This is a genomic window from Micromonospora sp. NPDC047467, from assembly GCF_040643095.1.
In the GTDB taxonomy this organism is placed as follows: domain Bacteria; phylum Actinomycetota; class Actinomycetes; order Mycobacteriales; family Micromonosporaceae; genus Micromonospora.
On sequence record NZ_JBEYTO010000009.1, the window covers coordinates 174,402 to 197,406 of the forward strand.

The following is a 23,005-nucleotide window of genomic DNA, read 5'->3' on the forward strand; positions in this document are numbered from 1 at the left end:
CCGTCGTCACCAGCCGGCCGGTGGGTGCCGGTCAGCCGGTGGGGACGTCCGCCGGCGCGACCAGTGTCGGGTCGTCGATGTCGAAGTAGCGCGGCCAGTCCCGACCCCGCCCCATCCGCAACAACCGCACCAGCGGCCGGCTGCGTGCCGACCGGGCGTCCCGCACCAGGTCGGTGTGGACCTGCCGGGACAGCGCGAGTCGGCGGCTCGCCGCGATCACCGCCGTGCAGTCCGGGTCGGCCGGGTCCAGCTGCACCGAGCGCAGCTGACGGGTCAGATCGTTCTCCGCCGCCTCCCGCTCGTCGGGGTGCGCGTCCAGCGCGATCCGGGCCGCCGCGTACAGCTCGACGCCGAAGCGCCGCTCCGCCAACACGGCGGCGGCCGCCGCCCGGCGCAACAGGTGGGCGTCGAGGGCCCGCGCCGCCAGCTCCGCGCGGCCCTGCAGCCGCTCGACCCGGCCGGCGGTCCAGATGAGGTACGCCGCGACCAGCCCCACGACCACACTCGCGGCCACCACCCACCACATGTGCGGCATCGTCGTGCTGCTCCGTTTCTCCTCCGACTGTGCGCGTTCTCGCCGGTCACCCTGTCACCAGCCGCGCCATCCGTCACATCGGCTCAGCCCAGCCCCACCCATTCCTGGTCGATGACCCGTCCGTCGGTTGCCTCGATCGCCGCTGCGTATACCTCCAGAACACGGCGAGCAACCACCGGCCAGTCATAATTCGCCACCACCTGATCGCCGCAGGCGCTCAACACGGCCCGGCCGTCCGGATCGTCCAGTAATTCGGACAGGGCGTCGCGCAGCCCCGCCGCGTCGCCGGTGGGAAAGAGCCGCCCGGCCCGCCCGCCGTCGAGCACCCGACGGAACGCGTCCAGGTCGCTCGCGACGACCGTGGTCCCCGCGGCCAGCGCCTCGGTCAGGATCATCCCGAACGACTCGCCACCCGTGTTCGGCGCGACATACAGGTGCACACTGCGCAGCATCCGCGCCTTGTCCGGCTCCGACACCAGACCGAGGAAGGTCACCCGGTCGTGCAGCGCCGACGGAAACTGGTCAAACAGGTCGTCCGGGTCACCCGGCCCCGCGACCAGCAGCCGCAGCCCCGGACGGGTCTCGGCCATCGACACGAAAGCGTCCCGCAGCACCGGGAACCCCTTCCGCGCCTCCGTGAAGCGGCCCAGGAACCCCAACGTGCCGCCGGAGCCCGCAGCGCACTCCCCCGGCCACCCGGGCAACGGCTCGGCGTCGGCGAACTTGACCACCGCCACCCCGTTGGGGATCTCCACCGCGCCGCCGTCCATGTGCTCGACCTGCACCTTGCGGGCCAACGCGCTCACCGCGATCCGGGCGGTGATCCGCTCCAGCACGATCTGCAGCACACCCTGCGCGGCGGCCAACACCCGCGACCGCGTCATCGCGGTGTGGAACGTCGCCACCACCGGCCCACGGGCGGACAGCACCGCCAACAGCGACAGGCTCAACGTGAGCGGCTCGTGCACGTGCAGCACGTCGAAGTCACCGTTGGTGATCCACCGCCGGACCCGGGCCGTGGAGACCGGGCCGAACGCGATCCGGGCCACCGACCCGTTGTACGGCAGCGGCACCGCCCGACCGGCGGAGACCACGTACTCCGGCAGCGGTGAATCCTCGTCGGCCGGCGCGAGCACGCTGACCTCGTGACCCAGGGCGATCAACGCCTCCGCGAGGTCCATGACGTGGTTCTGCACCCCGCCGGGAACATCGAAGGAGTACGGGCAGACGATGCCGATCCGCATACGTCAGCGCCCCTCGTCCGCGACAGCGGGGCTCCGCTGCGCTGCACTCCTCACGCGCACCGAGCCCACCCCCTTCAGGACCGGCCCGAGGCCGGTGCGGACAGCGCCGCGCCCCCCGACCCTCGCTGGTCGAGCCACATCCGCTGCAACATGTGCCAGTCTTGCGGATGCCGGGCGATACCCGCCGCCAGACGGTCCGCGATCATCTGGGTCAGCGACCGCACCCGCTGGTCCAGGGGCCCCACCTCGGGCCCCGGCACCGGCAGCGGGCCGGCGAGCGCGGCATGCGCGGTGTCCGGCTCGAACCACATCGACGCCACGTAGAGCGGCGCGCCGGTGTGCAGCGCGAGCAACGCCGGCCCGGCCGGCATGCGCGTCTTCGCGCCGAAGAAGTCCACCTCCACGCCACGGGCCGACAGGTCCCGGTCGGCCAGCAGCGGCACGATCGCCCCCGCGCGCAGCCGGTCCAGCAACACGTCGAACGCCGGACGTGGCCCACCGTGCGTCGGCAGGATCTCCATCCCCAGACCCTCACGGAACGCCACGAACCGCTCGTAGACGCCCTCCGGCTTGAGCCGCTCGGCGACCGTGGTGATCGGCCAGCCCGTGGCCGCCACCCAGGCGCCCGCCGCGTCCCAGTTACCGGCGTGCGGCAGGGCCACCACCGCACCCCGTCCGGCGGCCACGTCGGCGGCGAGCAACTCCGCGCCGTCGAGGCGGAAGCCCTCCAGGATCTGCGCCCGGCTCAACGCGGGCAGCCGGAACGCCTCCATCCAATACCTGGCGTACGAGCGCAGACCGCGCTTGACCAGGTCGTCCAGTTCGGCCTCGGGCAGCTCCGGGCCGACCACCCGACGCAGGTTCGCACGCAGTCGAGCCGTACCCCCGCCGGCCCGGCGGTGCGCGCGGTCCGCGCCCGCCTGGAACGCCGCCGCCACCAGCGGCCGGGGCAGCGCGCGGACCAGCCGCCAGCCGGCGACGTACCCCAGCTCGGTCAGGTTCACGCGGCCCGGCCGCCGGTCGTCCGGCGCGGCGTCGCCAGCGCGCGACCCACGCTCGACACGTCCGGTCGTCGCGTCTCCCGCCTGGCCCCGCTCACGCCTGGCCGTCCGGCTGGAGCTGCTGGGCCTGGCGGTAGACGTGCGCCATCCGCTGCCCCACCGTGAAGATCGAGATGGCGGCGAGCAGCCAGAGCGCGATCTCCAGCGCCGGCTTCACGCCGACGCCGGTGAGGATGCCGCCGACCCCGACGATCAGCAGCCGCTCGGTGCGCTCGGCGATGCCCACGTTGCAGGTCATGCCGAGCCCTTCGGCGCGGGCCTTCACGTAGGAGACCAGCCCACCGGCGGCCAGGCAGAGCAGCGCGGCCGCCACCCCGGAGTGGTTACCCTGGGTGGCCAGCCAGTACGCGACAGCGCCGAAGACGGCACTGTCGGCGACCCGGTCCATGCTTGAGTCGAGGAACGCCCCGAACTTGGTGGAGCCACCGCTCATCCGGGCCATCGTCCCGTCGAGCAGGTCGGTGAGCGCGAACAGGGTGACGATCAACGCGCCCGCGACCAGATGGCCGCGGGCACCGAAGCCGAGCGCGCCGACGAGCACACCAACGGTGCCCGCGACGGTGACGGCATTGGGGGTGACGCCCGCGCGCAGCAGGGCGCGGGCGATCGGCTCGACGACGCGGGTCATCCCCGCGCGGGCCGACACTTGGAAGATCTTCGCCATGGCGGTCCCCACGATAACGGTCCGCCCAGCTCCGGCGGAACGGCCGGTCCCTCCGACCCGCCGGGGGCAGGCTTGTGCCTGTCCGGCAACGGGTGTGAGATCGAGGCGAGAGGTGAGCCAGCTCACCCATCCACCCGTCCCGTTCCCGCTGTGCAGCAGACCACCGGAGGATATCGCCGCGCACTCGCCCCGGGCCGCTTCCCGTCGCGCGGCGGTCGCCACCACCACCGGCTGAGGGAGGTGCGCCACCATGGCGCAGAAAAGTCAGGAAAAGGGTCCCGCCGGCGGCGCGTCGGCGGTGACCGAGCCCGACCGGGTTCGCAACGTGGTGCTCGTCGGGCACTCCGGAGCGGGCAAGACGACGCTGGTCGAGGCGCTGCTCGCCGCGACCGGCACGATCGGCCGGGCCGGCAGCGTGGTCGACGGCACCACGGTCGGCGACCACGACCCGGCGGCCGTACGCCAGCAGCGCTCGGTGAGTCTGTCCTGCGCGCCCCTGCTGCACAACGGCATCAAGGTCAATCTGCTGGACACCCCCGGGTACGCCGACTTCGTCGGTGAGCTGCGCGCCGGCCTGCGGGCCGCCGACGCCGCGCTCTTCGTCGTGTCGGCGGCCGGCGGGATGGACGCGGCCACCGTGGCGCTGTGGGAGGAGTGCGCGGCGGTCGACATGCCCCGCGCCGTCGCGGTGGCCCGACTGGACCAGCCCCGCGCCGACGTCGACGAGACCGTGGCGCTGTGCCAGCGACTCTTCGGCGACAACGTGATGCCGCTCTACCTGCCGATGCTCGGCGACGACGGGGTCTCCACCGCCGGGCTGCTCGGGCTGATCACCCGCCGGGTCTTCGACTACACCGGCGGGCTGCCCGCCGACGTCCGCGACCCGGACCCGGAGCACCAGCGGGCCATCGACGAGTCCCGCGACGAACTGATCGAGGGGATCATCGCCGAGAGCGAGGACGAGACGCTCATGGACCGCTACCTCGGCGGCGAGGAGATCGACACCGAGGTGCTCATCGAAGACCTGGAGAAGGCCGTCGCCCGGGGCCACTTCTACCCGGTGGTGCCGGTCTGCGCCGCGACCGGCGTCGGCCTGGACGCGCTGCTGGAGGTGCTGACCGCCGCGTTCCCGTCACCGCTGGAGCACGAGCTGCCCGCAGTGACAGGCGTGGACGGCTCACCCCGCCCGCCACTGACCTGCGACCCGGACGGACCGCTCGTCGCCGAGGTGGTCAAGACCACAGTCGACCGGCACGTCGGCCGCGTCTCCCTGGTCCGGGTCTTCTCCGGCACGCTGCGCCCCGACCTGACGATGCACGTCTCCGGGCACGGCATGGCCGAACGCGGGCACCCCGACCACGACGCCGACGAGCGCGTCGGGCACATCTACACCCCGCTCGGCGCCACCCTGCGTGAGGTGCCGCTCTGCGTGGCCGGCGACATCTGCGCGATCACCAAGTCGGGCAGCGCCGAAACCGGCGACACCATCTCGGCCAAGGACAACCCGCTGCTGATCGCCCCCTGGGAGATGCCCGAGCCGCTGCTGCCGGTGGCGATCGTCGCCCGCAGCCGCGCCGACGAGGACGCGCTGGCCCGCAACCTGGCCCGGCTCGTCGCCGGCGACCCCACCCTGCGTCTGGAGCGCAACCCGGAGACCCACCAGCTGGTCCTCTGGTGCATGGGCGAGGCGCACGCCGACGTGGTGCTCGACCGACTGCGCGCCGGTGGCGTCGAGCTGGACACCGAGCCGGTCAAGGTGTCGCTGCGCGAGACCCTTACCGCGCCGGCCAGGGGGCACGGCCGGCACGTCAAGCAGTCCGGCGGCCACGGCCAGTACGCGGTCTGCGACATCGAGGTCGAGCCCCTGCCGCGCGGCAGCGGCTTCGAGTTCGTCGACCGGGTCGTCGGCGGCGCCGTGCCGCACACCTACATCCCGTCGGTGGAGAAGGGCGTACGCGCCCAACTGGACCGCGGCCTGGTCGCCGGGCACCCCGTGGTGGACCTGCGGGTGACCCTCGTCGACGGCAAGGCGCACAGCGTCGACTCCTCCGACGCGGCCTTCCAGACCGCCGGCGCGCTGGCCCTGCGCGACGCCGCCGAACGCGGTCAGCCGACACTGCTCGAACCCATCGACGAGGTGACCATCCGAGTGCCGGACGGCTCGGTGGGCGCCGTCCTGGGCGACCTGTCCAGCCGACGCGGCCGGGTGCTCGGCACCGAACCGGACCCGGAGGTCGAGGGCCGCTCTCTGGTCCGCGCCGAGGTACCCGCCCTTGAACTGCTCCGCTACGCCGTCGAGCTGCGCTCGTTGACCGCCGGCACCGGCACCTTCCGCCGCCACTTCGTCCGCCACGACCCCATGCCCACTCACCTGGCCGACCAGGCCCGCAAAGAACAAACCCCCTAACGGGCCCTCCTCCGCAGCCCCGCCCTCACCCCGCCCGGCCACGCCATGCGCCCGGCCCCGCCATGCGCGCGGCGCGACACGCCCCGCCCCGCCATGCGCACGGCACGGCACGGCACGGCACGGCGATCTTGCACTTACTGTCGCCAAGATGTCGCAATTACGGGCATTAGTCGCGGCAGGAAGTGCAAGATCGGCGGGACGGGGGCGGGGCGGAGCGGGGTCAAGCCTGCCCCTGCCCCTGCCCCTGCCCCTGCCCCTGCCCCTGCCCCTGCCGATCATGGAGTTGTGGTGGGCAGGATAACCACGTTCACCCGATTTGTGAGGCACCACAACTCCATGATCGACACGGGGCGGGGACACTCTGGGCTGGCAGCGGGGCGAAGACCGCGCGCGGGGACGGCGGGGCGAAGACGGCGGGGCGAAGACCGCGCGCGGCGACAGCCGGGCGAAGACCGCGCGCGGCGACAGCAGGGCGAAGACCGCGCGTGGGGACAGCGGGGCGAGGACCGCGCGCGGGGGCGGTGGGGGTGGCTCGGCGGGGGGTGGGGTCGGGAGTTACGGGTGGGTTGTGGGGTGGGTGGGGCGGGGCCAGTGAGGGCGGTCGGCGTCGCGGAGGGCGGCGGTACGCAGGGCGGCGAGCTGACGTTCCACCTCGACGAACTGGTCTGCCGGCAGGGGACCTCGGTGCAGTGCTGCGGCGTTCTCCTCGACCTGGCTGACCGTACGACAGCCGGGGATCGGGATGGTGCGTCCGCTGCGCGCCCAGATCCAGCCCAGCGCGCCCTGCGCGAGGGTGCGCCCGTCGGCGGTGAGCGCGGCGCGGACCGCGCCGACCCGGCGCAGCCACTCCGGTGCCGGGCGGCCACCGCGGAACCACTCCAGCCAGCCGGGGGCCAGCCCGCGTACGTCGTCGCGGGGCAGCGTGGAGGCGGCCGTGTACTTGCCGGTGAGCAGGCCCATCCCCAGCGGCCCCTGGTTGATGCTGGCCAGGTCGTACTTGTCGCAGACGGCGAGCAGTTCGGGGGTGTCGCGCAGCACCGACAGGTTGTGCTGCACGGCGGTGGCGCCGGGGGCGGCGTGCCCGAACGCGGTGGCCCGGTCGGGGCGGTCGGTGCTCCACCCGTACGCCCGGATCAGGCCCTCGGTGATCAGGTCCTCGCAGGTGCCGATCAGCGCCTCCGCCCGGGGCACCGGCAGGTCGGCCAGGTGCAGCTGGTAGAGGTCGATCCGGTCGGTACGCAGCCGGCGTAGCGAGGCGGTCACGGCTCGCCGCAGGTACGCCGGTGACGCGTCGTCCCCGGTCGCCTGGCGGGTCACCTCGTCGAAGGTGTAGCCCCACTTGGTGGCGATCACGGCTTCGTCGCGGCGGCCCGCGAGCGCCCGGCCGAGCACCCGTTCGCTGTGCCCGGCCCCGTACGTGTCGGCGGTGTCGAAGAGGGTCACGCCCAGGTCGAGGGCCCGGCGTACCGCCCGCACCGACTCGTCATCGTCGACGGCGCCCCAGCCCAGCGGCTGTGTCCCCTCCGCCCAGGGACCGCCGATCGCCCAGCACCCCATGCCGAGGGCGCTGACCTCGATGCCGCTGCGCCCCAACATCCGCGTCGTGACTGCCATCGGCCGATCGTGCCACCTCGGAGGGGTCGGGGCGTAGCAGATCCCGCGTGCGAATCGTGGGTGCGCGTCCACCGGTTCGGTGCGGCATGATCGGCCGCATGCGGAGGCTGGGTGTGGATATCGGCGGCGTGATCATCCAGCCGTCGGACGAGGACGCCGACACGTCCTTCTTCGGCGCGCACTACCTGCGTACCCCGGTGGTCGACGGGGCGTTCGACGCGCTCGCGGCGCTCGGGCCGGCGTTCGACGAGGTGCACCTGGTGTCCAAGTGCGGCGAGGCCACCGAACGGCGGACCCGCGGCTGGCTGGCCCACCACGATTTTCCGGCGCGCACCGGGATCCCCGCCGACCGGGTGCACTTCTGCCGGACCCGGCCGGCCAAGGCGCCGATCGCCCTGCGGCTCGGGCTGACCCACTTCGTGGACGACAGGCTGGAGGTGCTCGGCTACCTCGACTCGGTGCCGTACCGCTTCCTGTTCCGGCCGCGCCCGGCGGAGGTCGCCGCGCACGCGGCGCTGCTGCCCCGCGTACACCGGGTGGAGAGCTGGCCGGAGTTGACCCCGCTGCTGCGCGCCGACTAGCCCGACCGGCGCGGACGTCGCGCACCAGCGACGGCCAGGACGGCCAGCGGACCAGCGACGGTCAGGACGGCCAGGCGCGGGCGAGCAGGTCGCGGGTGTCGCCGAGCAGTTGCGGCAGCACCTTGGTGCGGCCGATCACCGGCATGAAGTTCGCGTCGCCGCCCCAGCGCGGGACGACGTGCTGGTGCAGGTGCGCGGCGATGCCGGCGCCGGCCACCCCGCCCTGGTTCATCCCCAGGTTGAAGCCGTGCGCGTTGCTCACCTTGCGGATCACCCGCATCGCCGTCTGGGTGTACGACGCCAGCTCGGTGGTCTCCGGCACGTCCAGGTCGGTGTAGTCGGCGACGTGCCGGTAGGGGCAGACCAGCAGGTGCCCCGGGTTGTACGGGTAGAGGTTGAGCACCACGAAGACGTGCTCGCCGCGGGCCACCACCAGGCTCTCCTCCGGTGGCAGTCCCGGGGCCAGGCAGAACGGGCAGCCGGTCGGCTTCTCGTAACCCTCGGCGGGGCGGTCCTCGCCGGAGATGTAGGTCATCCGGTGTGGTGTCCAGAGCCGATCCAGGCCGTCCGCCATGCCACCGCTGTCCGTGTGCCGCTCCGCCCCTGTCACGAGCCGATCCTACGGAGCCGCGCGGACGGGCCGCGACACCCTCCGCCCGGGAAAACTCCTTGCTGCAAGTTCTTGACGGATCGATGTCCGAACCTGAAAATTCCATGCATCCACGTACTTCCATTTACTGATGGAGAGCTACATGATCCGACGGCTCGGCAGAATCCTCGCGGCACTCGCGCTGACCGCCGCCACCACCATGACCGGCGTCACTCTCACCGCCAGCGCGGCGCAGGCGGACGGCTGCTACACCTGGGGTCGCGCCCTGTCCCAGGGGATGTCCGGCGAGGACGTCCGGCAGCTCCAGATCCGGGTCGCGGGCTACCCCGGCTACGCCGCAGTGCTCACTATCGACGGCGCGTACGGCCCGGCCACCCGCTCCGCGGTGATCCGCTTCCAGCAGGCGTACGGGCTGTCCGCCGACGGGGTGGCCGGCGCACAGACCTTCAACCGCCTCTACGCCCTGCAGGACGACGACTGCACGCCGGCCAACTTCAGCTACGCCGAGCTGAACAACTGCAACAGCACCTGGGCTGGCGGCGCGGTCGCGGCGAGCACCGCGCGGTTCAACGCGCTCGTCTCGATGTGGAAGCTCCAGGCCCTACGGCACGCCCTCGGGGACGTGAACATCGTGATCAGCAGCGGCTTCCGCAGCGCCGCCTGCAACAACGCGGTCGGCGGGGCATCGAACAGCCGGCACATGTACGGCGACGGAGTGGACCTGGTCGGCTCCCCGTCGTTCTGCCGGCTGGCCCAGCAGGCCCGCTACCACGGCTTCGGGCAGATCCTCGGCCCCGGCTACCCGGCCCACAACGACCACACCCACGTGGCGGCCGTCGGAGGCTGGTCAGCGCCGAACTGCGGCGTCTGACAGCCACCCCGCCCGCGCCGCCGCGCCGGCCATGATCGTGCTCGAACATGGATGTAGTGGCCTCCCAGCACGGGGAGGCCACTACATCCTGGATCGAGCACGATCATGAACGCGGCCGGAGCGACCGCGGCGCGTTACTCCGCGGCGGCGGACGGGCCGATGTTCGTGCGGGAGGACACCACGTCGAGCACGTGGGTCACCGCCTCGGCGATCGGCACCCCGTTGCGCTGGGAGCCGTCGCGGTAGCGGAACGACACCGTCCCGGCGGCCACGTCGTCGTCGCCGGCGATCACCATGAACGGGATCTTCTGCTGCTGAGCGGTGCGGATCTTCTTCTGCATCCGGTCGTCACCCGCGTCCACCTGGGCCCGGATCCCCTCGGCGCGCAGGGCCGCGACGAAGCCGTGCAGGTAGTCGGTGTGGTCCTCGCGGATCGGGATGCCCACCACCTGCACCGGGGCCAGCCACGCCGGGAACGCCCCCGCGTAGTGCTCGGTGAGCACCCCGAAGAACCGCTCGATCGAGCCGAACAGCGCCCGGTGGATCATGACGGGCCGCTGCCGGCTGCCGTCGGCGGCCTGGTATTCCAAGCTGAACCGCTCCGGCTGGTTGAAGTCGACCTGGATGGTGGACATCTGCCAGGTGCGGCCGATCGCGTCGCGCGCCTGCACCGAGATCTTCGGCCCGTAGAACGCCGCACCGCCCGGGTCGGGCACCAGGTCCAGGCCGGAGGTCGCGGCGGCGGTCCGCAGCGCCTCGGTCGCCTCCGCCCAGTCCTCGTCGGCGCCGATGAACTTGGGCGAGTCGTCCCGGGTCGACAGCTCCAGGTAGAAGTCGTCCAGCCCGTAGTCACGCAGCAGGTCCAGCACGAAGCTGAGCAGCGTGGACAGCTCACCGGCCATCTGCTCACGGGTGCAGTAGATGTGCGAGTCGTCCTGGGTGAGGCCACGAACCCGGGTCAGACCGTGCACCACGCCGGACTTCTCGTACCGGTAGACCGTGCCGAACTCGAACATCCGCAGCGGCAGCTCCCGGTACGACCGCCCGCGCGACCTGAAGATCAGGTTGTGCATCGGGCAGTTCATCGCCTTGAGGTAGTACTCCGCGCCTTCGAGCTGCATGGGCGGGAACATGGTGTCCGCGTAGTACGGCAGGTGACCGGAGGTCTGGAACAGCTGCGCCTTGGAGATGTGCGGGGAGTTGACGAACTCGTACCCCGCCTGCTCGTGCCGTTGGCGGGAGTAGTTCTCCATCTCCCGACGGATGATCCCGCCCTTGGGGTGGAAGACCGCGAGGCCGGAGCCGATCTCGTCGGGGAAGCTGAACAGGTCCAGGTCCGCGCCGAGCTTGCGGTGGTCGCGCCGGGCGGCCTCCTCCAACAGCTTCAGGTACGCCTTGAGCTCGTCGCGGGTCGGCCACGCGGTGCCGTACACCCGCTGCAGTTGGGGGTTCTTCTCCGACCCGCGCCAGTACGCGGCGGCCGAGCGCATCAGCTTGAACGCGCCGATCAGCCGAGTGGTGGGCAGGTGTGGGCCCCGGCACAGGTCCGACCAGCAGACCTTGTCCTCCTTGGCATCGACGTTGTCGTAGATCGTCAGCTCGCCGCCGCCGACCTCCATCACCTCGTCGGTGTCCAGGCCCTCGCCCTTGACCTCGATCAGCTCCAGCTTGAACGGCTCGTCGGCCAGCTCGGCGCGAGCCTCGTCGAGGCTGCCGAAGCGACGCCGGCGGAACCGCTGCCCGGACTTGATGATCTCCTGCATGCGCTTCTCGAGCTTGCCGAGATCGTCGGGCTGGAACGGCTTGTCGACGTCGAAGTCGTAGTAGAAGCCGTTCTCGATCGGCGGCCCGATGCCCAGCTTGGCCTCGGGGAAGATGTCCTGCACGGCCTGCGCGAGCACGTGCGCGGTGGAGTGACGCAGCACGTTGAGCCCGTCGGGCGAATCCAGGCTGACCGGCTCGACGACGGTCTCCTCGGCCGGCGCCCAGTCCAGGTCACGCAGCTGACCCTCCGGGTCGCGGACCACGACGATCGCCTTGGGGCCGTTCGCGGGCAGTCCGGCCGCGGCCACCGCGTCGGCCGCCGTCGTCCCGGCGGCGACGACGACAGGGTCGGCCACGGCGGGGGTACGGGGTGCGGACACGGTGACTCCTTCAGGTGGTACGAAACGGGGCCGTCCTCGGCTCCTGCCGATGCTATCGGTCCACCCACCCCCGCCAGGGAAGGGCACCTTCCTAACGGCCGCCGTTGAACCTTTCGCGCCTCGGAACCGAACTACCAGGTGTGGCCGGAACCGGTGCCGGCCGCGTCGACACGGATGGGGGCACGAGATGGCGAGCACGCACGGCGGTGACCGGCGGCGGATCGCGGCGGTGACCGCGCTGACCGCCGCCGGTCTGCTGCTCGGATGGCCCGGCACGGCGCACGCCGCGGACGTGACGACCACCCCGACCGAGGCCCGGCAGGGCGACGCGGTACGGCTGGAGTTCAGCGTGCCCGAGGAGCGGGCCGGCACCACGACCCGCCAGATCGAGGTCCGGTTGCCGGCCGACGCGCCGGTGGCCGAGGTCTACCCGATGTCGGTCGACGGCTGGGCACCCAAGATCAGCTCCCGTACCCTCGACAAGCCGGTCGCCGGAATGCACGCCCCCGGGGTGACGACCGTGACCACCGCGGTGACCTGGGTCCGCGTCGGCGAGAGCGCGCCCGGCCCGGCCCGGCTGGCGTTGTCCATGGGCCCGCTGCCGCAGGCCGAGCGGCTCGCCTTCGAGGTCGTCCAGACGTACGCCGACGGCACGGTGGTTCGCTGGGCGGACGCCGACGGCGCGCACCGCGCCCCGGTGCTCACCCTGCTGCCGGCAGCCGCCGGTGCCGCCGGACCGGTCGGGCACGGCGGCCACGGCGCCCCGGCAGCCGGCGCGGCGACCGGCCCCGACGCTGGCGCGAACGGTGGTGCTGGTCGTGACGGTGGTGCTGGTCGTGACGGTGGTGCTGGTGCCGACGGGTCGGCGGTGGCCGGGGCGGGCGCTGGCGGCGAGGAGTCCGGCAGCGCCGACGCCATGTTGGCCGCCGGCCTGTTGGCGGGGCTGGGCGGCGGTGCGGCGATCGGCTGGCTGGTCAGCCGGTTGCGCCGGCGCGACCCGGCCGAGGACGCCGCGCTCGCCGAGGTGACCGGCGGTGCGGACGAGCCTGCGACGCCGGCCGACCGGACGGAGGCCGACCCGACGCCGGCCGTTTCCACGAAGGCGACACCGGCACCGGCGGCGTCTGACGCCTCGGCATCAGCCGAGGCGGAGCCTGCGTCCGTCGGCGACCCGGTGCGCACCGGCTGAGCGACCATCATCAACTCCAGCTCGCCGATATGGCGGCATCCCTCGCCCGGGACACCGCCATATCGCCGATACTGAGTTGATCATCGTCAGGGTGCCCAGGCCGGTAGCGGCTCGCGCGCGGCCAACCACGGCTCGGGCACTCCGCCGGGCGTGCCGACACCGGTGTACGCGGCCACCACCGCGCCGGCGATGGCGGCCGTGGTGTCCACGTCCCCGCCGGCCCGCACGCACGTCTGGATCGCCGCCGGATAGTCGTCGAGGTGCGTGGCGGCAACCCAGAGGGTGAACCCGACGGTGTCCTGGGCGGTTACCCGGGAGCCGTTGCCGAGCGCCGCCACCACCCGGGGCAGCGGCCGGCCGAGCAGCCCGATCGCCCGGTGCACGCCGCGGTGCACCTCGGTCCCCGGCTCGATCGCGGCGGCGATCCCGGCGAGCAGCCGGTCCGGGGCCGGCCGATGTCCGTCGAGGCGGGCCCCGGCGGCGAGCGCGGCGGCGACCGCCACGGCGACCGCGCCAGCGATCCCCTCGGGATGCGCGTGGGTCACCTCGGCCGAGGCTCGAGCCTGCGCGGCGGCACGGGCGGTGGAGTCGGCGAAGTACGCGCCCAGCGGGCCGACCCGCATCGCCGCGCCGTTGCCGCAGGAGCCCTGCCCGTCGAAGGCGAACGCGGCGGCCACCGGCCACGGGGTGCCGGTGCGGATCAACCGCAGGATCAGCATCGCGCCGGCGCCGTAGCCCCGCTGGGCGCCACAGCGCTCGGCGAACGCCAGCGCCAGCCGGTCCCGGTCGATGTCGCCGGACGCGGCCAGTTCGGCGACCACCGAGCAGGCCATCTCGGTGTCGTCGGTCCACTCCCAGGGCGCCGGGGGCAGGGTCGCCTCGGTGAGGTGCTCCGGCGCCGGCCCCGACAGGAAGAACTGCGCGCCGAGCGCGTCGCCGGTGGAGAGGCCGGCGAGGCTGTCCCGGGCGAGCGCCATGCGGGCGTCGGCAAAGAGAGTGAAGGACATCGTCGTACCAGCTTGCCCGGTTCCCAGGTACGTCGCAACGCGATCAACTTGCCAGGCCAAGTACGGTCTTGTCGTGGCCTCCGTGCTCCTGGTCGAAGACGATCACGTCGTACGCGGCGCGATGCTGCGCTCCCTCGCGGACCGAGGGCACGCGGTGCACGCCGTGGGCACCGCCCTGGACGCGTTGCGCCGGGTCGCCGCGGAGACACCCGACCTGGTGGTGTTGGATCTCGGTCTGCCCGACCTGGACGGCTCGGACGCGCTGCGGATGCTGCGCGGCATCACCGACGTCCCGATCATCATCGCCACGGCCCGGGACGACGAGCAGTCGGTGGTCAAGCTGCTGCGCGCCGGGGCCGACGACTACATGGTCAAGCCGTTCACGGGCGCGCACCTGGACGCTCGGATCACCACGGTGCTGCGTCGGGCCGGGCGGGCCAGCCGGACGGTGCAGCCCGCCGTGCACACCGTCGGCGGGCTGCGGGTGGACGTCGGTGAGCGCAGCGCCGTCCTCGACGGGGAGCCGCTGGCGCTGACCCGCAAGGAATTCGACCTGCTGGCGTATCTCGCCGCACGACCCGGGCGGGTAGTGTCCCGCCGGGAGCTCTTGGAGGAGGTATGGCGGCAGCCATCGGTCGGCGAGGATCAGACCATCGACGTTCACCTGTACTGGCTCCGTCGAAAGATGGGCGAGTCCGCGGCGAAGCCGCGCTACCTGCGCACCGTGCGGGGGGTCGGGTTCCGGCTGGTGGCACCGGACTGAGGACGGCGCTGGCCCTGCTCACGGCCGGCATGTGCAGCCTCGTCGCGCTCGCCTTCCTGATTCCACTCGGGCTGAGTCTGCGCGAGCAGACCCGGGACGAGGCGATCGCCGACGCGGCTCGTCGTAGCGCCCTGGTGACCGGGGCGCTCGCGGTGAGCACCGAGCCGGCGGTGGTCGAGCGGGCCGTGGTCGCCAGCGGTGCGGGCACGTCCGACCCGCCGGTGGTGCACGGGCTGGGGCTGGACGAGTCCGCCGGCCGCGCCAGTGGCAGTGACCTGGCCCAGGCCCGCGCCGACCGACGCTCGCTGGTCGTCGACGTCGAGGGCGGGGTGGTCCGGCTCGACCCGGTGGTCCTGGGCGACCAGACGGCAGTCGTCGAGGTTTTCGTACCGGATTCGAGGCTGGGTGAGGGCGCCGGCGGCAGGTGGCTGCTGTTGTTCGCGGTCGGCGCGGCGATGGTGGGCGCGGCGGTGCTGGTGGTCGACCGGGTCGCCGCCCGCGCGGTGGACTCGACCCGAGGTCTGGTGAAGGCGGCCCTGTCGATCGGTGACGGCGACCTGGGGGTACGCGTCGAGCCGACCGGTCCCCGCGAGCTGGCCGAGGCCGGGTACGCGTTCAACCGGATGGCCGACCGGCTGGACGCGGCCCGCACCGACGAGCGGGAGCTGGTGGCGGACCTGTCGCACCGGCTGCGTACCCCGTTGACCGTGCTGCGGCTGGACGCGGAGGCGTTGGAGTCCGACGACACCAGCGTGGGTTCGTTCAGCCAGGCGGAGCTGGACCGGCTCCGGGGCATCCGGCGGATCCGGCAGGCGATCGTCACCCTGGAGGGTGAGATCGACGTGCTGATCAAGACCACCCGCAAGGCGGTGGCACACGAGGCCGGGCCGGCGATGTGTGACGTCAGCGAGGTGGTCCGGGACCGGATGGTCTTCTGGGCCGCGCTGGCCGGCGACCAGAACCGGCCGCACCGGGTGATCGGCGCGCAGCTGCGCATCCCGGCTCCGGTGCCGCGCGCCGAGCTGGCCGCCGCGCTGGACGCGGTGATCGGCAACGTCTTCCGCTACACCCCGCAGGGGACGGCGTTCGAGGTGGCCGTGTCCCGCCGCGACGGGTACGTGGCGATCCGGGTCGACGACGCCGGCCCCGGCATCGCCAACCCGGATCGGGCGCTGCGCCGGGGCACCAGCGACCAGGGCTCGACCGGGCTCGGCCTGGACATCGCCAAGCGGGTGTCGTTGCAGGCGAACGGGTCGGTGAGCATCGACCGGGCGCGGCTGGGCGGTGCCAGCGTGGTGATGCTGCTCGCCGACCCGGAGGCGACGCCCCGGCAGGTCAACCGGTTCGGCCTGGTGGGTCGGATGGCGCGCGACGCCCGGGACCAGAAGACCAGCGGTCGGCGCTGGCCCCGCCAGCGCCCCACCGACAACTGAGCGGCTGAGCCGCCCCGACGGGCGGCCGCCAGGGGCGCGGGCTGTGGGCCGGCGCAAGTCTTCCTTAGATCGCGGTTAACGACCGCGATGAAGCGGTCGCGGGCTGCCAGGATCAAGGCACGAACCCACCAGTTCCACCGGCCAGCGCACCGCGCATCAACCGGCCGGTGGAGCCGTGCGCGCGGCGGGAGCCCAGGTCCCCCCACACCCACACTCCCGCCGCGCGCCCTGCTCCCCACCCCGATCCCGGCCCGCCGGCCCGGCCCTCGCAAGGGTCGCCCGAGGCTCAGCCAGCGGCGGCCGACCGAGGCTCCACCGAGCAGCGGCCGATCCCGGCTCAGCCGGCGGTGGCGAGGTGGGCGTCGATCTCGGCGATGATCCGCTGCTTGCCGGCGGGGTCGAGGAACGACGCGGTCACCGCGTTGCGGGCCAGCCCGGCCAGCTCCCGCGGCCCCGCCCCGAGCAGTCGGCCCGCCACCGCGTACTCGTCGTTGAGGGTGGTGCCGAACATCGGCGGGTCGTCGGAGTTGATGGTGACCAGCAGCCCGGCCTCGACCAGTCGGGGCAGCGGGTGCTCGTCGAGGGTCGCCACGGCACGGGTCCGTACGTTGGACGTCGGGCAGATCTCCATCCCGATCTGCCGCTCGGCCAGGTACGTGAGCAGTTCCGGGTCCTGTGCGGCGGAAATGCCGTGCCCGATCCGTTCGGCGCCCAGCTCGCGCAGCGCGTCCCAGACCGTCTGCGGGCCGGTGGTCTCGCCCGCGTGCGGCACCGAGCGGAGCCCGGCCGCGCGGGCCTGGTCGAAGTAGGGCCGGAACTGCGGCCGGGGTACGCCGATCTCCGGGCCGCCCAGACCGAAGCTGATCAGCCCGTCCGGGCGTTGGTCGAGCGCGATGCGCAGCGTCTCCTCGGCGGCGGGCAGTCCCGCCTCACCGGGAATGTCGAAGCACCAGCGCAGGTCGAGGCCGAAGTCGGCGGCAGCGCGCTTGCGGGCGTCCTCGATCGCCTCGCAGAACGCCGGCGCGGGGATGCCCCGGCGTACGTGCGAGTAGGGGGTGATGGTCAGCTCCGCGTACCGGACCTGCTGGCGAGCCAGCTCCCGGGCCACCTCGTGGGTGAGGATCCAGACGTCCTCCGGGTCCCGGATGAGGTCGACCACGCTCAGGTAGACCTCGATGAAGTGCGCGAAGTCGCGGAACTCGAAGTATTCGGCGAGGGCGTCCGGGTCGGCCGGCACCGGTGAGCGTCCCTCGTGCCGGGCGGCCAACTCGGCGACGATCCGGGGCGAGGCGGAGCCGACGTGGTGCACGTGCAGCTCCACCTTGGGCAGGCCGGCGATGAAGGTGGACAGGTCGGTCACGGATTCTCCTGGGCACGGTCGCCGGTGTGGGCGACGACGAAGACACGACGGAACGGGAAGTACACCTGACCCTGCCGCACCGGGTACGCGGCGGCGAGCCGTACCCCCAGCTCGGCCCGGAAGGCCGACCAGCCGGCGGCGTCCAGCGCGGCCCGGACCGGGCGCAGCGCGGTGCCCTCCATCCAGGCCAGCACCGGGTGGTCGGCGGCGGGAGAGGCCGGCAGCAGGTGCACGTAGGTAGTTTCCCAGGCGTCCACCGCGCAGCCGGCGGCGGTCAGCAGTTGCGCGTAGTCGGCCGGGTCGTCGACGGGGTCGGCGCGCAGCAGCGGGGTCAGCTCGGCGCGCCAGTCGGGGCGGTCGGCGACCTCGCGCAGCGCCCGGTGGGAGGGTGCGTCGAAGTTGCCGGGGACCTGCATGGCGAGCCAGGCGCCGACGGGCAGGTCGGCTGTCCAGCGCCGCAGCAGCTCCTGATGGCCGGGCACCCACTGCAGCGCCGCGTTGGTGACGACCACGTCCTCGTCACCGGTCGGCCGCCAGTCGCGCAGGTCGGCGACGGCGAACTCGGCCGGGGTCGGCAGGGCGTTGGCCCGGTCGATCATCTCGGGCGAGGAGTCGAGGCCGAGGACCCGGGCGGCGGGCCAGCGTTCGGCGAGGGTGGCGGTGAGCTGGCCGGGGCCGCAGCCGAGGTCGACCACCGTGCGGGGCCGGGCGGCCGGGATCCGGGCCACCAGGTCGTGGAACGGCCGGGAGCGCTCGTCGCCGTAGCGCAGGTACGTCGTCGGATCCCACATCATCGCCTCCCAAACCGTACGTCCGTCTTGTTTACGATATGACTCGCGTGGCAGGCCGGCAACCCGATCACTAGGCTCAGGGCATGGAACAGCGCAACTTCACCCGGCTCGGCCGGACCGTCGGAGTGGTCGGCCTCGGCGCCTGGCAGCTCGGCGCGGACTGGGGCACCGTCAGCGAGGCCGACGCCATGGCGGTGCTGACGGCCGCCGTCGACGACGGGGTCACCTTCCTGGACACCGCCGACGTGTACGGCGACGGCCGCAGCGAGCAGCTCATCGGTCGCTTCCTGCGCTCCCGCCCCGACGCCGGCCTGACCGTGGCCACCAAGATGGGCCGGCGGGTCGAGCAGCGGCCCGAGGCGTACACCCTGGCCAACTTCCGGCAGTGGACCGACCGGTCCCGGGCCAACCTCGGGGTGGACACCCTGGACCTGGTCCAGCTGCACTGCCCGCCCACCGCCGTCTTCGCCGACGACGCGGTCTTCGACGCCCTGGACACCCTCGTCGCCGAGAAGGCCATCGCCGGGTACGGCGTCAGCGTGGAGACCTGCGACCAGGCGCTCACCGCCATCGCCCGGCCCGGCGTGGCGAGTGTCCAGATCATCCTCAACGCGGTCCGGCACAAGCCGCTGGAGCAGGTGCTGCCGGCGGCCGCGCGGGCCGGGGTCGGCATCATCGCCCGGGTGCCGCTGGCCAGTGGCCTGCTCTCCGGCCGGTACGACGAGCACACCGAGTTCCCGGCCGACGACCACCGCAACTTCAACCGGCACGGCGCGGCGTTCGACGTCGGCGAGACGTTCTCCGGTGTCGACTACACGCAGGGCCTGGCCGCCGTGCGCCGGCTCGCGCCGCTGGTCGACGCCGACCGCACGATGGCGCAGTTCGCGCTGCGCTGGGTTCTGGACCAGGCCGGCGTCACCGTCGTCATCCCCGGCGCCCGCGACGCCGAGCAGGCCCGGCGCAACGCGGCCGCTGCCGACCTGCTGCCCCTCACGGCCGCGCAACTGGCCGGGGTACGCGAGGTCTACGACGAGCTGATCCGCCCGCAGGTGCACGACCGGTGGTGAACCGCGCACCCGGGATGCTCGCGTCGGGTCAGGTGAGCGGCCATGCTGGGTCAGCGGGGTCGGGCTCGGCCCGATCCGGCCCGAAGGAGGCGTGATGAGGGGCTGGCTGATGCTCACCCTCGGCCTGCTCGCGCTGGTCATCGGTGCAGTGTGGACGGTGCAGGGCCTCGGGTACGTCAGCGGCAGCGTGATGACCGACGAGCCGTTCTGGGCCGTGCTCGGGCCGATCGTGGCCCTGGTGGGGCTGGTGACGCTCTGGCTGGGCCTGCGCTCCCGGCGTCGCTGACCGGTCGGGCTCGCCGCCGTCCACAGTGTCGCGAAATGACCGGCCATCGGCTGGCCCGGGGGTTGACCGGTCGCCGCTGGACGTGAAAAGCCCCGCATCCCGGGCGGGATGCGGGGCTGCACAACGACCCTGCTCGGATCGTCCCGGTTGCCGGTGGGGGCCGGCCACCTTGGTCAGAGCGGACGGACCTGCTCCGCCTGCGGGCCCTTCTGACCCTGGGCGATCTCGAACTCCACCCGCTGGTTCTCCTCCAGCGTGCGGTAGCCGCTGGTCTGGATGGCCGAGAAGTGGACGAACACGTCAGCACCCCCGCCGTCGACGGTGATGAAGCCGAAGCCCTTGTCAGCGTTGAACCACTTCACGGTTCCCTGCGCCATGTGTATCTCCTTCTAAAACTGGCGGCCGTGCACGCCGTGCGGCCGATTGGCCGTTTTCGAGCAGCGGCGTCTGAGGCGGCCCCCGCGAAGGAGACTTCTCTCAACCCACGCCATCTCGCAACAGCGTGGAAAGCAAATCACGTACGCAAAAAGTCTGCACGACCTGTCCGACGAATTTCTCCGACATGTGACCTGACGGATGCCTCACCTCGCTGGGCGGTCCGCAAGGGCATGCGAAAGGCCCCCTTCCCGCCGTTGCGGAAAGGGGGCCTTGGAGTCGTTGCCGGTCAACGGGCGGACACTGCGCCGGGTGTGGCGGCTGTCAGTCCGGCCATCGGCCGGTCATGCGGCGGACGCCCACCGCCCCGCCCCGGTCCACGGCGGCCCGGACGACCGCGAAGATGGCCCCCTGCAACGCCGCGGCGGCCAGGACCTCGCCCCAGCGACGGTCCTCGTCGGTCGCGTTGGGCGCCTCGCCGTCGCCTGCGGTGATCTTCCAGACCTGCCGGAAGATCGAGCCGGCCACCGCACCCGCGGCGATCCCCAACAGCACGCCGACCGGCCGATACGCGGCCCTGCCGATGCTCCTGCTCACCTACGCCTCCCACGCACGATCATCAGCACGACCACGGTCGCCACCGCGCCGGCGGCGATCGCCGCCCACGGCAGCGGGTTGCGTCGCACCAGCTCGCCCTTCTGCTGCGCCTGTGCGCGCACCAGCCCACCCTTGTCGTACGCCTGGGCGCGTGCCATCCCCGCACCACGCGCGGCCTGCCCCCGAACCCGGGCCACGGTCTGCGCCGCCTGCTCGCGCATGCGTTCCCGCGCCTGCTCGGCGGACTCCTTCAGTCGGGCCTTGACGTCCGCCCTGGCGGCCAACGCCTCCATCGTCTCGCCCAGCTCGACCCGGGTGCGGCGGATCTCCTCACGGAGCGCCTCCGTGTCACCCGTCCCGTTACCCGTCATGCCCGTCCCCTGTCCTTCACCGCGGCGGCGACGGTGTCCACATCAGCCCGCAGACTGCGGACCGTGGCCGCCGGCACCGGTGGGACCGCACGGCTGACCTGCTTCTTGCCCAGCAGGGCGAGGATGCCGGCCACCAGGAAGAGCGCCACCGCCACGATCAGCGCGGCGGCCCAGGCGGGCAGCACCAGGTCGAGCAGCAGAATCGCCGTGACGACCAACGCGCCCAGGCCGTAGAACGCCAGTGCGCCGCCGCCGCCGAACAGGCCGATTCCGATGCCGGCGTGCTTGCCCTTCTGGGTCAACTCCGCCCGGGCCAGCGTCAGTTCGTCCCGCACCAGGCGGGAAACCTGCTCGGCGGCCCGCTGCACCAACTCGGCGGTGGAGGGCTCGCTCCCGTTCCGGGATGTGCGGGCATTCGCCACGTCAGCCATGCTGTCCTCCTTTCCTCATCACCGCGCTGTATGCCCGGAGTCGTCGCTCGTCAATCCTAGAGCGCTCTGACCCGGTCACCGTTCTGGTTGTCCGGCTCGCCGCGCCGCCAATCCGCGGTCACCCCGACCGCGCAAAAGACACCCGGCAGCAGATCCCCACCCCAAGCCCAACCAAACCTCCCACCCACCCCCATCCCCGCCCACCAAGTTCCCACCCGCTCCCACACCGTTCTCACACCGTTGATCATGAAGTTAGTGACGCGACACGCCGGCAGGGCCGTCGCTAACTTCATGATCAACCGGGGGGTGGGGGTGGGCCGGGGGGTGTGGGCCGGGGGTGGGTGGGTCAGCGGGGGGTGGGTTGTTCTTCGGGGCCCACGAAGGCTTCGCTGCGGGCGTCGCCGTCGTCGCTGCCGCCGAAGACCCGGGCGTCGTCGGGCGCCTCGGTGTCGGTCGCGCGGCGGGCCGGGCGGCGCGGCTGCACCCACTGCCAGGGCAGGTTGCTGCTGGCGTCGCCCAACTCGGTGCGTATCCGGGGCATCGCGGTGGGGCGGTTGTCGCGGATCCAGGCCACCAGGTGCTCGCGGACCAGGCAGCGCAGGTCCCACAGGCTGCCCGCGTCGGCGGCGCTGACCAACGCCCGCAGTTTCACCATCCCGCCGGTGGCGTCGGTGACCTGCAGGACGCAGACCCGACCGTCCCACAGCTCGGTGCCCTCGACCAGGCGCCGCAGTTCCTCCCGCATGACCTGCACGGGCACCGCCCAGTCGACGTCGAACTCGGCGGTGCCGAGCACCGCCGCCTCGGTCCGGGTCCAGTTCTGGAAGGGCTTGCTGGTGAAGTACGAGGTGGGCAGGATCAACCGCCGGTCGTCCCAGATCTGGACCACCACGTAGCTGAGGGTCAGCTCCTCGACCCGGCCCCACTCCCCCTCCACGACCACCACGTCGTCGAGGCGCACCGCATCGCTGAAGGCGAGTTGCAGCCCGGCGAAGACGTTGCCAAGCAGGCTCTGCGCGGCCAGCGCGGCGACCACACCGACCACACCGGCGGAGGTCAGCACGCCGGCCCCGATGCCACGCACGCTGGGGAACGTCATCAGCATGACGCCGACGGTCAGGATGACGATCACCGCGATGGTCAGCCGCCGCAGCATCACCACCTGGGTACGCACCCGTCGGGCGTGGCGGTTGTCCGGCACGTCGACCCGGAACCGGGCCAGCGCGGTGTCCTCCACGACCACCAGCAGCGACGCCACGAGCCAGGCCGCGCTGGCGATCACGCAGAGCACCAGCAGGTGCAGCAGGATCTTGCGCCAGGGGGTGCCGACCGCGTACCCGGTGCTGAATCGGACGCCGAGCTGCACCGCGAAGACCGTCGCCGCGACCTGGAACGGACGGTGCGCGTGGTCGGTCAGCTCGGTGAGCAGCAGCGACCGGCGGCCGAACCGCCGGATGAGCCGGTGGGTGACCACGGCCAGAAAGAGGGCGACCGCCGCCGCGACGAGCGCGGCGACGGCCGTTTCGACATAACTCTGCACGACTTCGGTGCTTCCCTTCGACCAGGCGTCGGGCACTTCGGGCAAAAGCCCAACAGTGCCCGAC

Annotated in this window: 23 protein-coding genes; 8 read left to right on the forward strand and 15 right to left on the reverse strand. The window is 72.7% G+C overall.

The window, feature by feature from the left end:
• Positions 1-31 precede the first annotated feature (31 nt).
• From ABZ780_RS24550 to pgsA, 4 genes are all read right to left on the reverse strand, one after another.
• Positions 32-535 (reverse strand): hypothetical protein, encoded by a 504-nt coding sequence (locus tag ABZ780_RS24550; protein ID WP_357006332.1) that lies wholly within the window; start codon positions 533-535, stop codon positions 32-34.
• An 83-nt stretch (positions 536-618) separates the two neighbouring features.
• Positions 619-1,779, reverse strand: a complete 1,161-nt coding sequence (locus tag ABZ780_RS24555) for a glycosyltransferase family 4 protein (RefSeq protein ID WP_357487618.1) — start codon at positions 1,777-1,779, stop codon at positions 619-621.
• A gap of 74 nt (positions 1,780-1,853) precedes the next feature.
• Positions 1,854-2,783, reverse strand: a complete 930-nt coding sequence (locus ABZ780_RS24560) for a phosphatidylinositol mannoside acyltransferase (protein ID WP_357487619.1) — start codon at positions 2,781-2,783, stop codon at positions 1,854-1,856.
• A 91-nt stretch (positions 2,784-2,874) separates the two neighbouring features.
• A complete protein-coding gene (pgsA, locus tag ABZ780_RS24565) occupies positions 2,875-3,504 on the reverse strand; it encodes a phosphatidylinositol phosphate synthase (protein ID WP_357006326.1) in 630 nt (209 codons plus the stop codon).
• Between the two features lie 250 nt (positions 3,505-3,754).
• Between pgsA and ABZ780_RS24570 the strand changes: the two genes are divergently transcribed.
• Positions 3,755-5,911: an elongation factor G-like protein EF-G2 gene (locus ABZ780_RS24570; protein WP_357487620.1), complete on the forward strand. Its 2,157-nt coding sequence runs from the start codon at positions 3,755-3,757 to the stop codon at positions 5,909-5,911.
• A gap of 555 nt (positions 5,912-6,466) precedes the next feature.
• Here ABZ780_RS24570 and ABZ780_RS24575 read toward each other — a convergent pair.
• Positions 6,467-7,525 carry an aldo/keto reductase gene (locus tag ABZ780_RS24575; RefSeq protein ID WP_357487621.1) on the reverse strand — a complete coding sequence of 353 codons (1,059 nt, stop codon included), beginning with the start codon at positions 7,523-7,525 and terminating at the stop codon, positions 6,467-6,469.
• A 98-nt stretch (positions 7,526-7,623) separates the two neighbouring features.
• On the opposite strand from ABZ780_RS24575, the gene ABZ780_RS24580 reads away from it, so the two are divergent.
• Entirely contained in the window at positions 7,624-8,106 is a 483-nt protein-coding gene (locus ABZ780_RS24580; protein WP_357006320.1) for a hypothetical protein, read from the forward strand.
• A gap of 61 nt (positions 8,107-8,167) precedes the next feature.
• Here the strand turns inward: ABZ780_RS24580 and ABZ780_RS24585 are convergent, their stop codons facing one another.
• Entirely contained in the window at positions 8,168-8,680 is a 513-nt protein-coding gene (locus tag ABZ780_RS24585) for an HIT domain-containing protein (protein ID WP_357006817.1), read from the reverse strand.
• A gap of 166 nt (positions 8,681-8,846) precedes the next feature.
• On the opposite strand from ABZ780_RS24585, the gene ABZ780_RS24590 reads away from it, so the two are divergent.
• Entirely contained in the window at positions 8,847-9,587 is a 741-nt protein-coding gene (locus tag ABZ780_RS24590) for a D-Ala-D-Ala carboxypeptidase family metallohydrolase (RefSeq protein WP_357006317.1), read from the forward strand.
• A 134-nt stretch (positions 9,588-9,721) separates the two neighbouring features.
• Here the strand turns inward: ABZ780_RS24590 and thrS are convergent, their stop codons facing one another.
• Complete coding sequence (gene thrS, locus ABZ780_RS24595; protein ID WP_357487622.1) at positions 9,722-11,731, reverse strand: threonine--tRNA ligase; 2,010 nt, start codon at positions 11,729-11,731, stop codon at positions 9,722-9,724.
• 187 nt (positions 11,732-11,918) lie between these two features.
• Between thrS and ABZ780_RS24600 the strand changes: the two genes are divergently transcribed.
• Positions 11,919-12,920: a DUF1775 domain-containing protein gene (locus ABZ780_RS24600; RefSeq protein ID WP_357487623.1), complete on the forward strand. Its 1,002-nt coding sequence runs from the start codon at positions 11,919-11,921 to the stop codon at positions 12,918-12,920.
• Between the two features lie 86 nt (positions 12,921-13,006).
• Here the strand turns inward: ABZ780_RS24600 and ABZ780_RS24605 are convergent, their stop codons facing one another.
• Positions 13,007-13,927 carry an ADP-ribosylglycohydrolase family protein gene (locus ABZ780_RS24605; protein ID WP_357487624.1) on the reverse strand — a complete coding sequence of 307 codons (921 nt, stop codon included), beginning with the start codon at positions 13,925-13,927 and terminating at the stop codon, positions 13,007-13,009.
• Between the two features lie 73 nt (positions 13,928-14,000).
• Here ABZ780_RS24605 and ABZ780_RS24610 point away from each other — a divergent pair, with 73 nt between their 5' ends.
• Positions 14,001-14,690, forward strand: coding sequence for a response regulator transcription factor (locus tag ABZ780_RS24610; protein ID WP_357006306.1), 690 nt, complete (start codon positions 14,001-14,003; stop codon positions 14,688-14,690).
• A gap of 29 nt (positions 14,691-14,719) precedes the next feature.
• Positions 14,720-16,123 carry a HAMP domain-containing sensor histidine kinase gene (locus ABZ780_RS24615; RefSeq protein ID WP_357487625.1) on the forward strand — a complete coding sequence of 468 codons (1,404 nt, stop codon included), beginning with the start codon at positions 14,720-14,722 and terminating at the stop codon, positions 16,121-16,123.
• Between the two features lie 337 nt (positions 16,124-16,460).
• On the opposite strand, the gene ABZ780_RS24620 is transcribed toward ABZ780_RS24615, so the two are convergent.
• Together ABZ780_RS24620 and ABZ780_RS24625 are read right to left on the reverse strand one after the other, a co-directional pair.
• Positions 16,461-17,483 carry an adenosine deaminase gene (locus ABZ780_RS24620; RefSeq protein WP_357006302.1) on the reverse strand — a complete coding sequence of 341 codons (1,023 nt, stop codon included), beginning with the start codon at positions 17,481-17,483 and terminating at the stop codon, positions 16,461-16,463.
• Entirely contained in the window at positions 17,480-18,274 is a 795-nt protein-coding gene (locus ABZ780_RS24625) for a trans-aconitate 2-methyltransferase (RefSeq protein WP_357487626.1), read from the reverse strand. The genes ABZ780_RS24620 and ABZ780_RS24625 overlap by 4 nt, the downstream gene beginning before the upstream one ends.
• A gap of 83 nt (positions 18,275-18,357) precedes the next feature.
• On the opposite strand from ABZ780_RS24625, the gene ABZ780_RS24630 reads away from it, so the two are divergent.
• Together ABZ780_RS24630 and ABZ780_RS24635 are read left to right on the forward strand one after the other, a co-directional pair.
• The gene (locus ABZ780_RS24630; RefSeq protein WP_357487627.1) at positions 18,358-19,341 is read left to right on the forward strand and encodes an aldo/keto reductase; all 984 of its coding nucleotides are present in this window, start codon (positions 18,358-18,360) and stop codon (positions 19,339-19,341) included.
• A 94-nt stretch (positions 19,342-19,435) separates the two neighbouring features.
• Positions 19,436-19,627 carry a hypothetical protein gene (locus ABZ780_RS24635; RefSeq protein ID WP_357487628.1) on the forward strand — a complete coding sequence of 64 codons (192 nt, stop codon included), beginning with the start codon at positions 19,436-19,438 and terminating at the stop codon, positions 19,625-19,627.
• Between the two features lie 173 nt (positions 19,628-19,800).
• On the opposite strand, the gene ABZ780_RS24640 is transcribed toward ABZ780_RS24635, so the two are convergent.
• The 5 genes from ABZ780_RS24640 to ABZ780_RS24660 all read right to left on the reverse strand — a co-directional run bounded on the left by ABZ780_RS24640 (position 19,801) and on the right by ABZ780_RS24660 (position 22,941).
• A complete protein-coding gene (locus tag ABZ780_RS24640; protein ID WP_011905669.1) occupies positions 19,801-20,004 on the reverse strand; it encodes a cold-shock protein in 204 nt (67 codons plus the stop codon).
• A gap of 322 nt (positions 20,005-20,326) precedes the next feature.
• Positions 20,327-20,599 carry a DUF4235 domain-containing protein gene (locus ABZ780_RS24645; protein WP_357006291.1) on the reverse strand — a complete coding sequence of 91 codons (273 nt, stop codon included), beginning with the start codon at positions 20,597-20,599 and terminating at the stop codon, positions 20,327-20,329.
• Entirely contained in the window at positions 20,596-20,970 is a 375-nt protein-coding gene (locus ABZ780_RS24650; protein WP_357006288.1) for a DUF3618 domain-containing protein, read from the reverse strand. The genes ABZ780_RS24645 and ABZ780_RS24650 overlap by 4 nt, the downstream gene beginning before the upstream one ends.
• Entirely contained in the window at positions 20,967-21,401 is a 435-nt protein-coding gene (locus ABZ780_RS24655; RefSeq protein ID WP_357006286.1) for a phage holin family protein, read from the reverse strand. Before ABZ780_RS24655 ends, ABZ780_RS24650 begins: the two co-directional genes overlap by 4 nt.
• Before the next feature lie 346 nt (positions 21,402-21,747).
• The gene (locus ABZ780_RS24660; protein ID WP_357006283.1) at positions 21,748-22,941 is read right to left on the reverse strand and encodes a mechanosensitive ion channel family protein; all 1,194 of its coding nucleotides are present in this window, start codon (positions 22,939-22,941) and stop codon (positions 21,748-21,750) included.
• Between the last annotated feature and the right edge of the window lie 64 nt (positions 22,942-23,005).

Coding starts and splice junctions, on each gene's coding strand:
- ABZ780_RS24550 (WP_357006332.1), bottom strand. CDS start 535: ATGCCGCACATGTGGTGGGTGGTGGCCGCGAGTGTGGTCGTGGGGCTG.
- ABZ780_RS24555 (WP_357487618.1), bottom strand. CDS start 1,779: ATGCGGATCGGCATCGTCTGCCCGTACTCCTTCGATGTTCCCGGCGGG.
- pgsA (WP_357006326.1), bottom strand. CDS start 3,504: ATGGCGAAGATCTTCCAAGTGTCGGCCCGCGCGGGGATGACCCGCGTC.
- ABZ780_RS24570 (WP_357487620.1), top strand. CDS start 3,755: ATGGCGCAGAAAAGTCAGGAAAAGGGTCCCGCCGGCGGCGCGTCGGCG.
- ABZ780_RS24575 (WP_357487621.1), bottom strand. CDS start 7,525: ATGGCAGTCACGACGCGGATGTTGGGGCGCAGCGGCATCGAGGTCAGC.
- ABZ780_RS24580 (WP_357006320.1), top strand. CDS start 7,624: ATGCGGAGGCTGGGTGTGGATATCGGCGGCGTGATCATCCAGCCGTCG.
- ABZ780_RS24585 (WP_357006817.1), bottom strand. CDS start 8,680: ATGGCGGACGGCCTGGATCGGCTCTGGACACCACACCGGATGACCTAC.
- ABZ780_RS24590 (WP_357006317.1), top strand. CDS start 8,847: ATGGAGAGCTACATGATCCGACGGCTCGGCAGAATCCTCGCGGCACTC.
- ABZ780_RS24600 (WP_357487623.1), top strand. CDS start 11,919: ATGGCGAGCACGCACGGCGGTGACCGGCGGCGGATCGCGGCGGTGACC.
- ABZ780_RS24605 (WP_357487624.1), bottom strand. CDS start 13,927: ATGTCCTTCACTCTCTTTGCCGACGCCCGCATGGCGCTCGCCCGGGAC.
- ABZ780_RS24615 (WP_357487625.1), top strand. CDS start 14,720: ATGTGCAGCCTCGTCGCGCTCGCCTTCCTGATTCCACTCGGGCTGAGT.
- ABZ780_RS24625 (WP_357487626.1), bottom strand. CDS start 18,274: ATGTGGGATCCGACGACGTACCTGCGCTACGGCGACGAGCGCTCCCGG.
- ABZ780_RS24630 (WP_357487627.1), top strand. CDS start 18,358: ATGGAACAGCGCAACTTCACCCGGCTCGGCCGGACCGTCGGAGTGGTC.
- ABZ780_RS24635 (WP_357487628.1), top strand. CDS start 19,436: ATGAGGGGCTGGCTGATGCTCACCCTCGGCCTGCTCGCGCTGGTCATC.
- ABZ780_RS24640 (WP_011905669.1), bottom strand. CDS start 20,004: ATGGCGCAGGGAACCGTGAAGTGGTTCAACGCTGACAAGGGCTTCGGC.
- ABZ780_RS24650 (WP_357006288.1), bottom strand. CDS start 20,970: ATGACGGGTAACGGGACGGGTGACACGGAGGCGCTCCGTGAGGAGATC.
- ABZ780_RS24655 (WP_357006286.1), bottom strand. CDS start 21,401: ATGGCTGACGTGGCGAATGCCCGCACATCCCGGAACGGGAGCGAGCCC.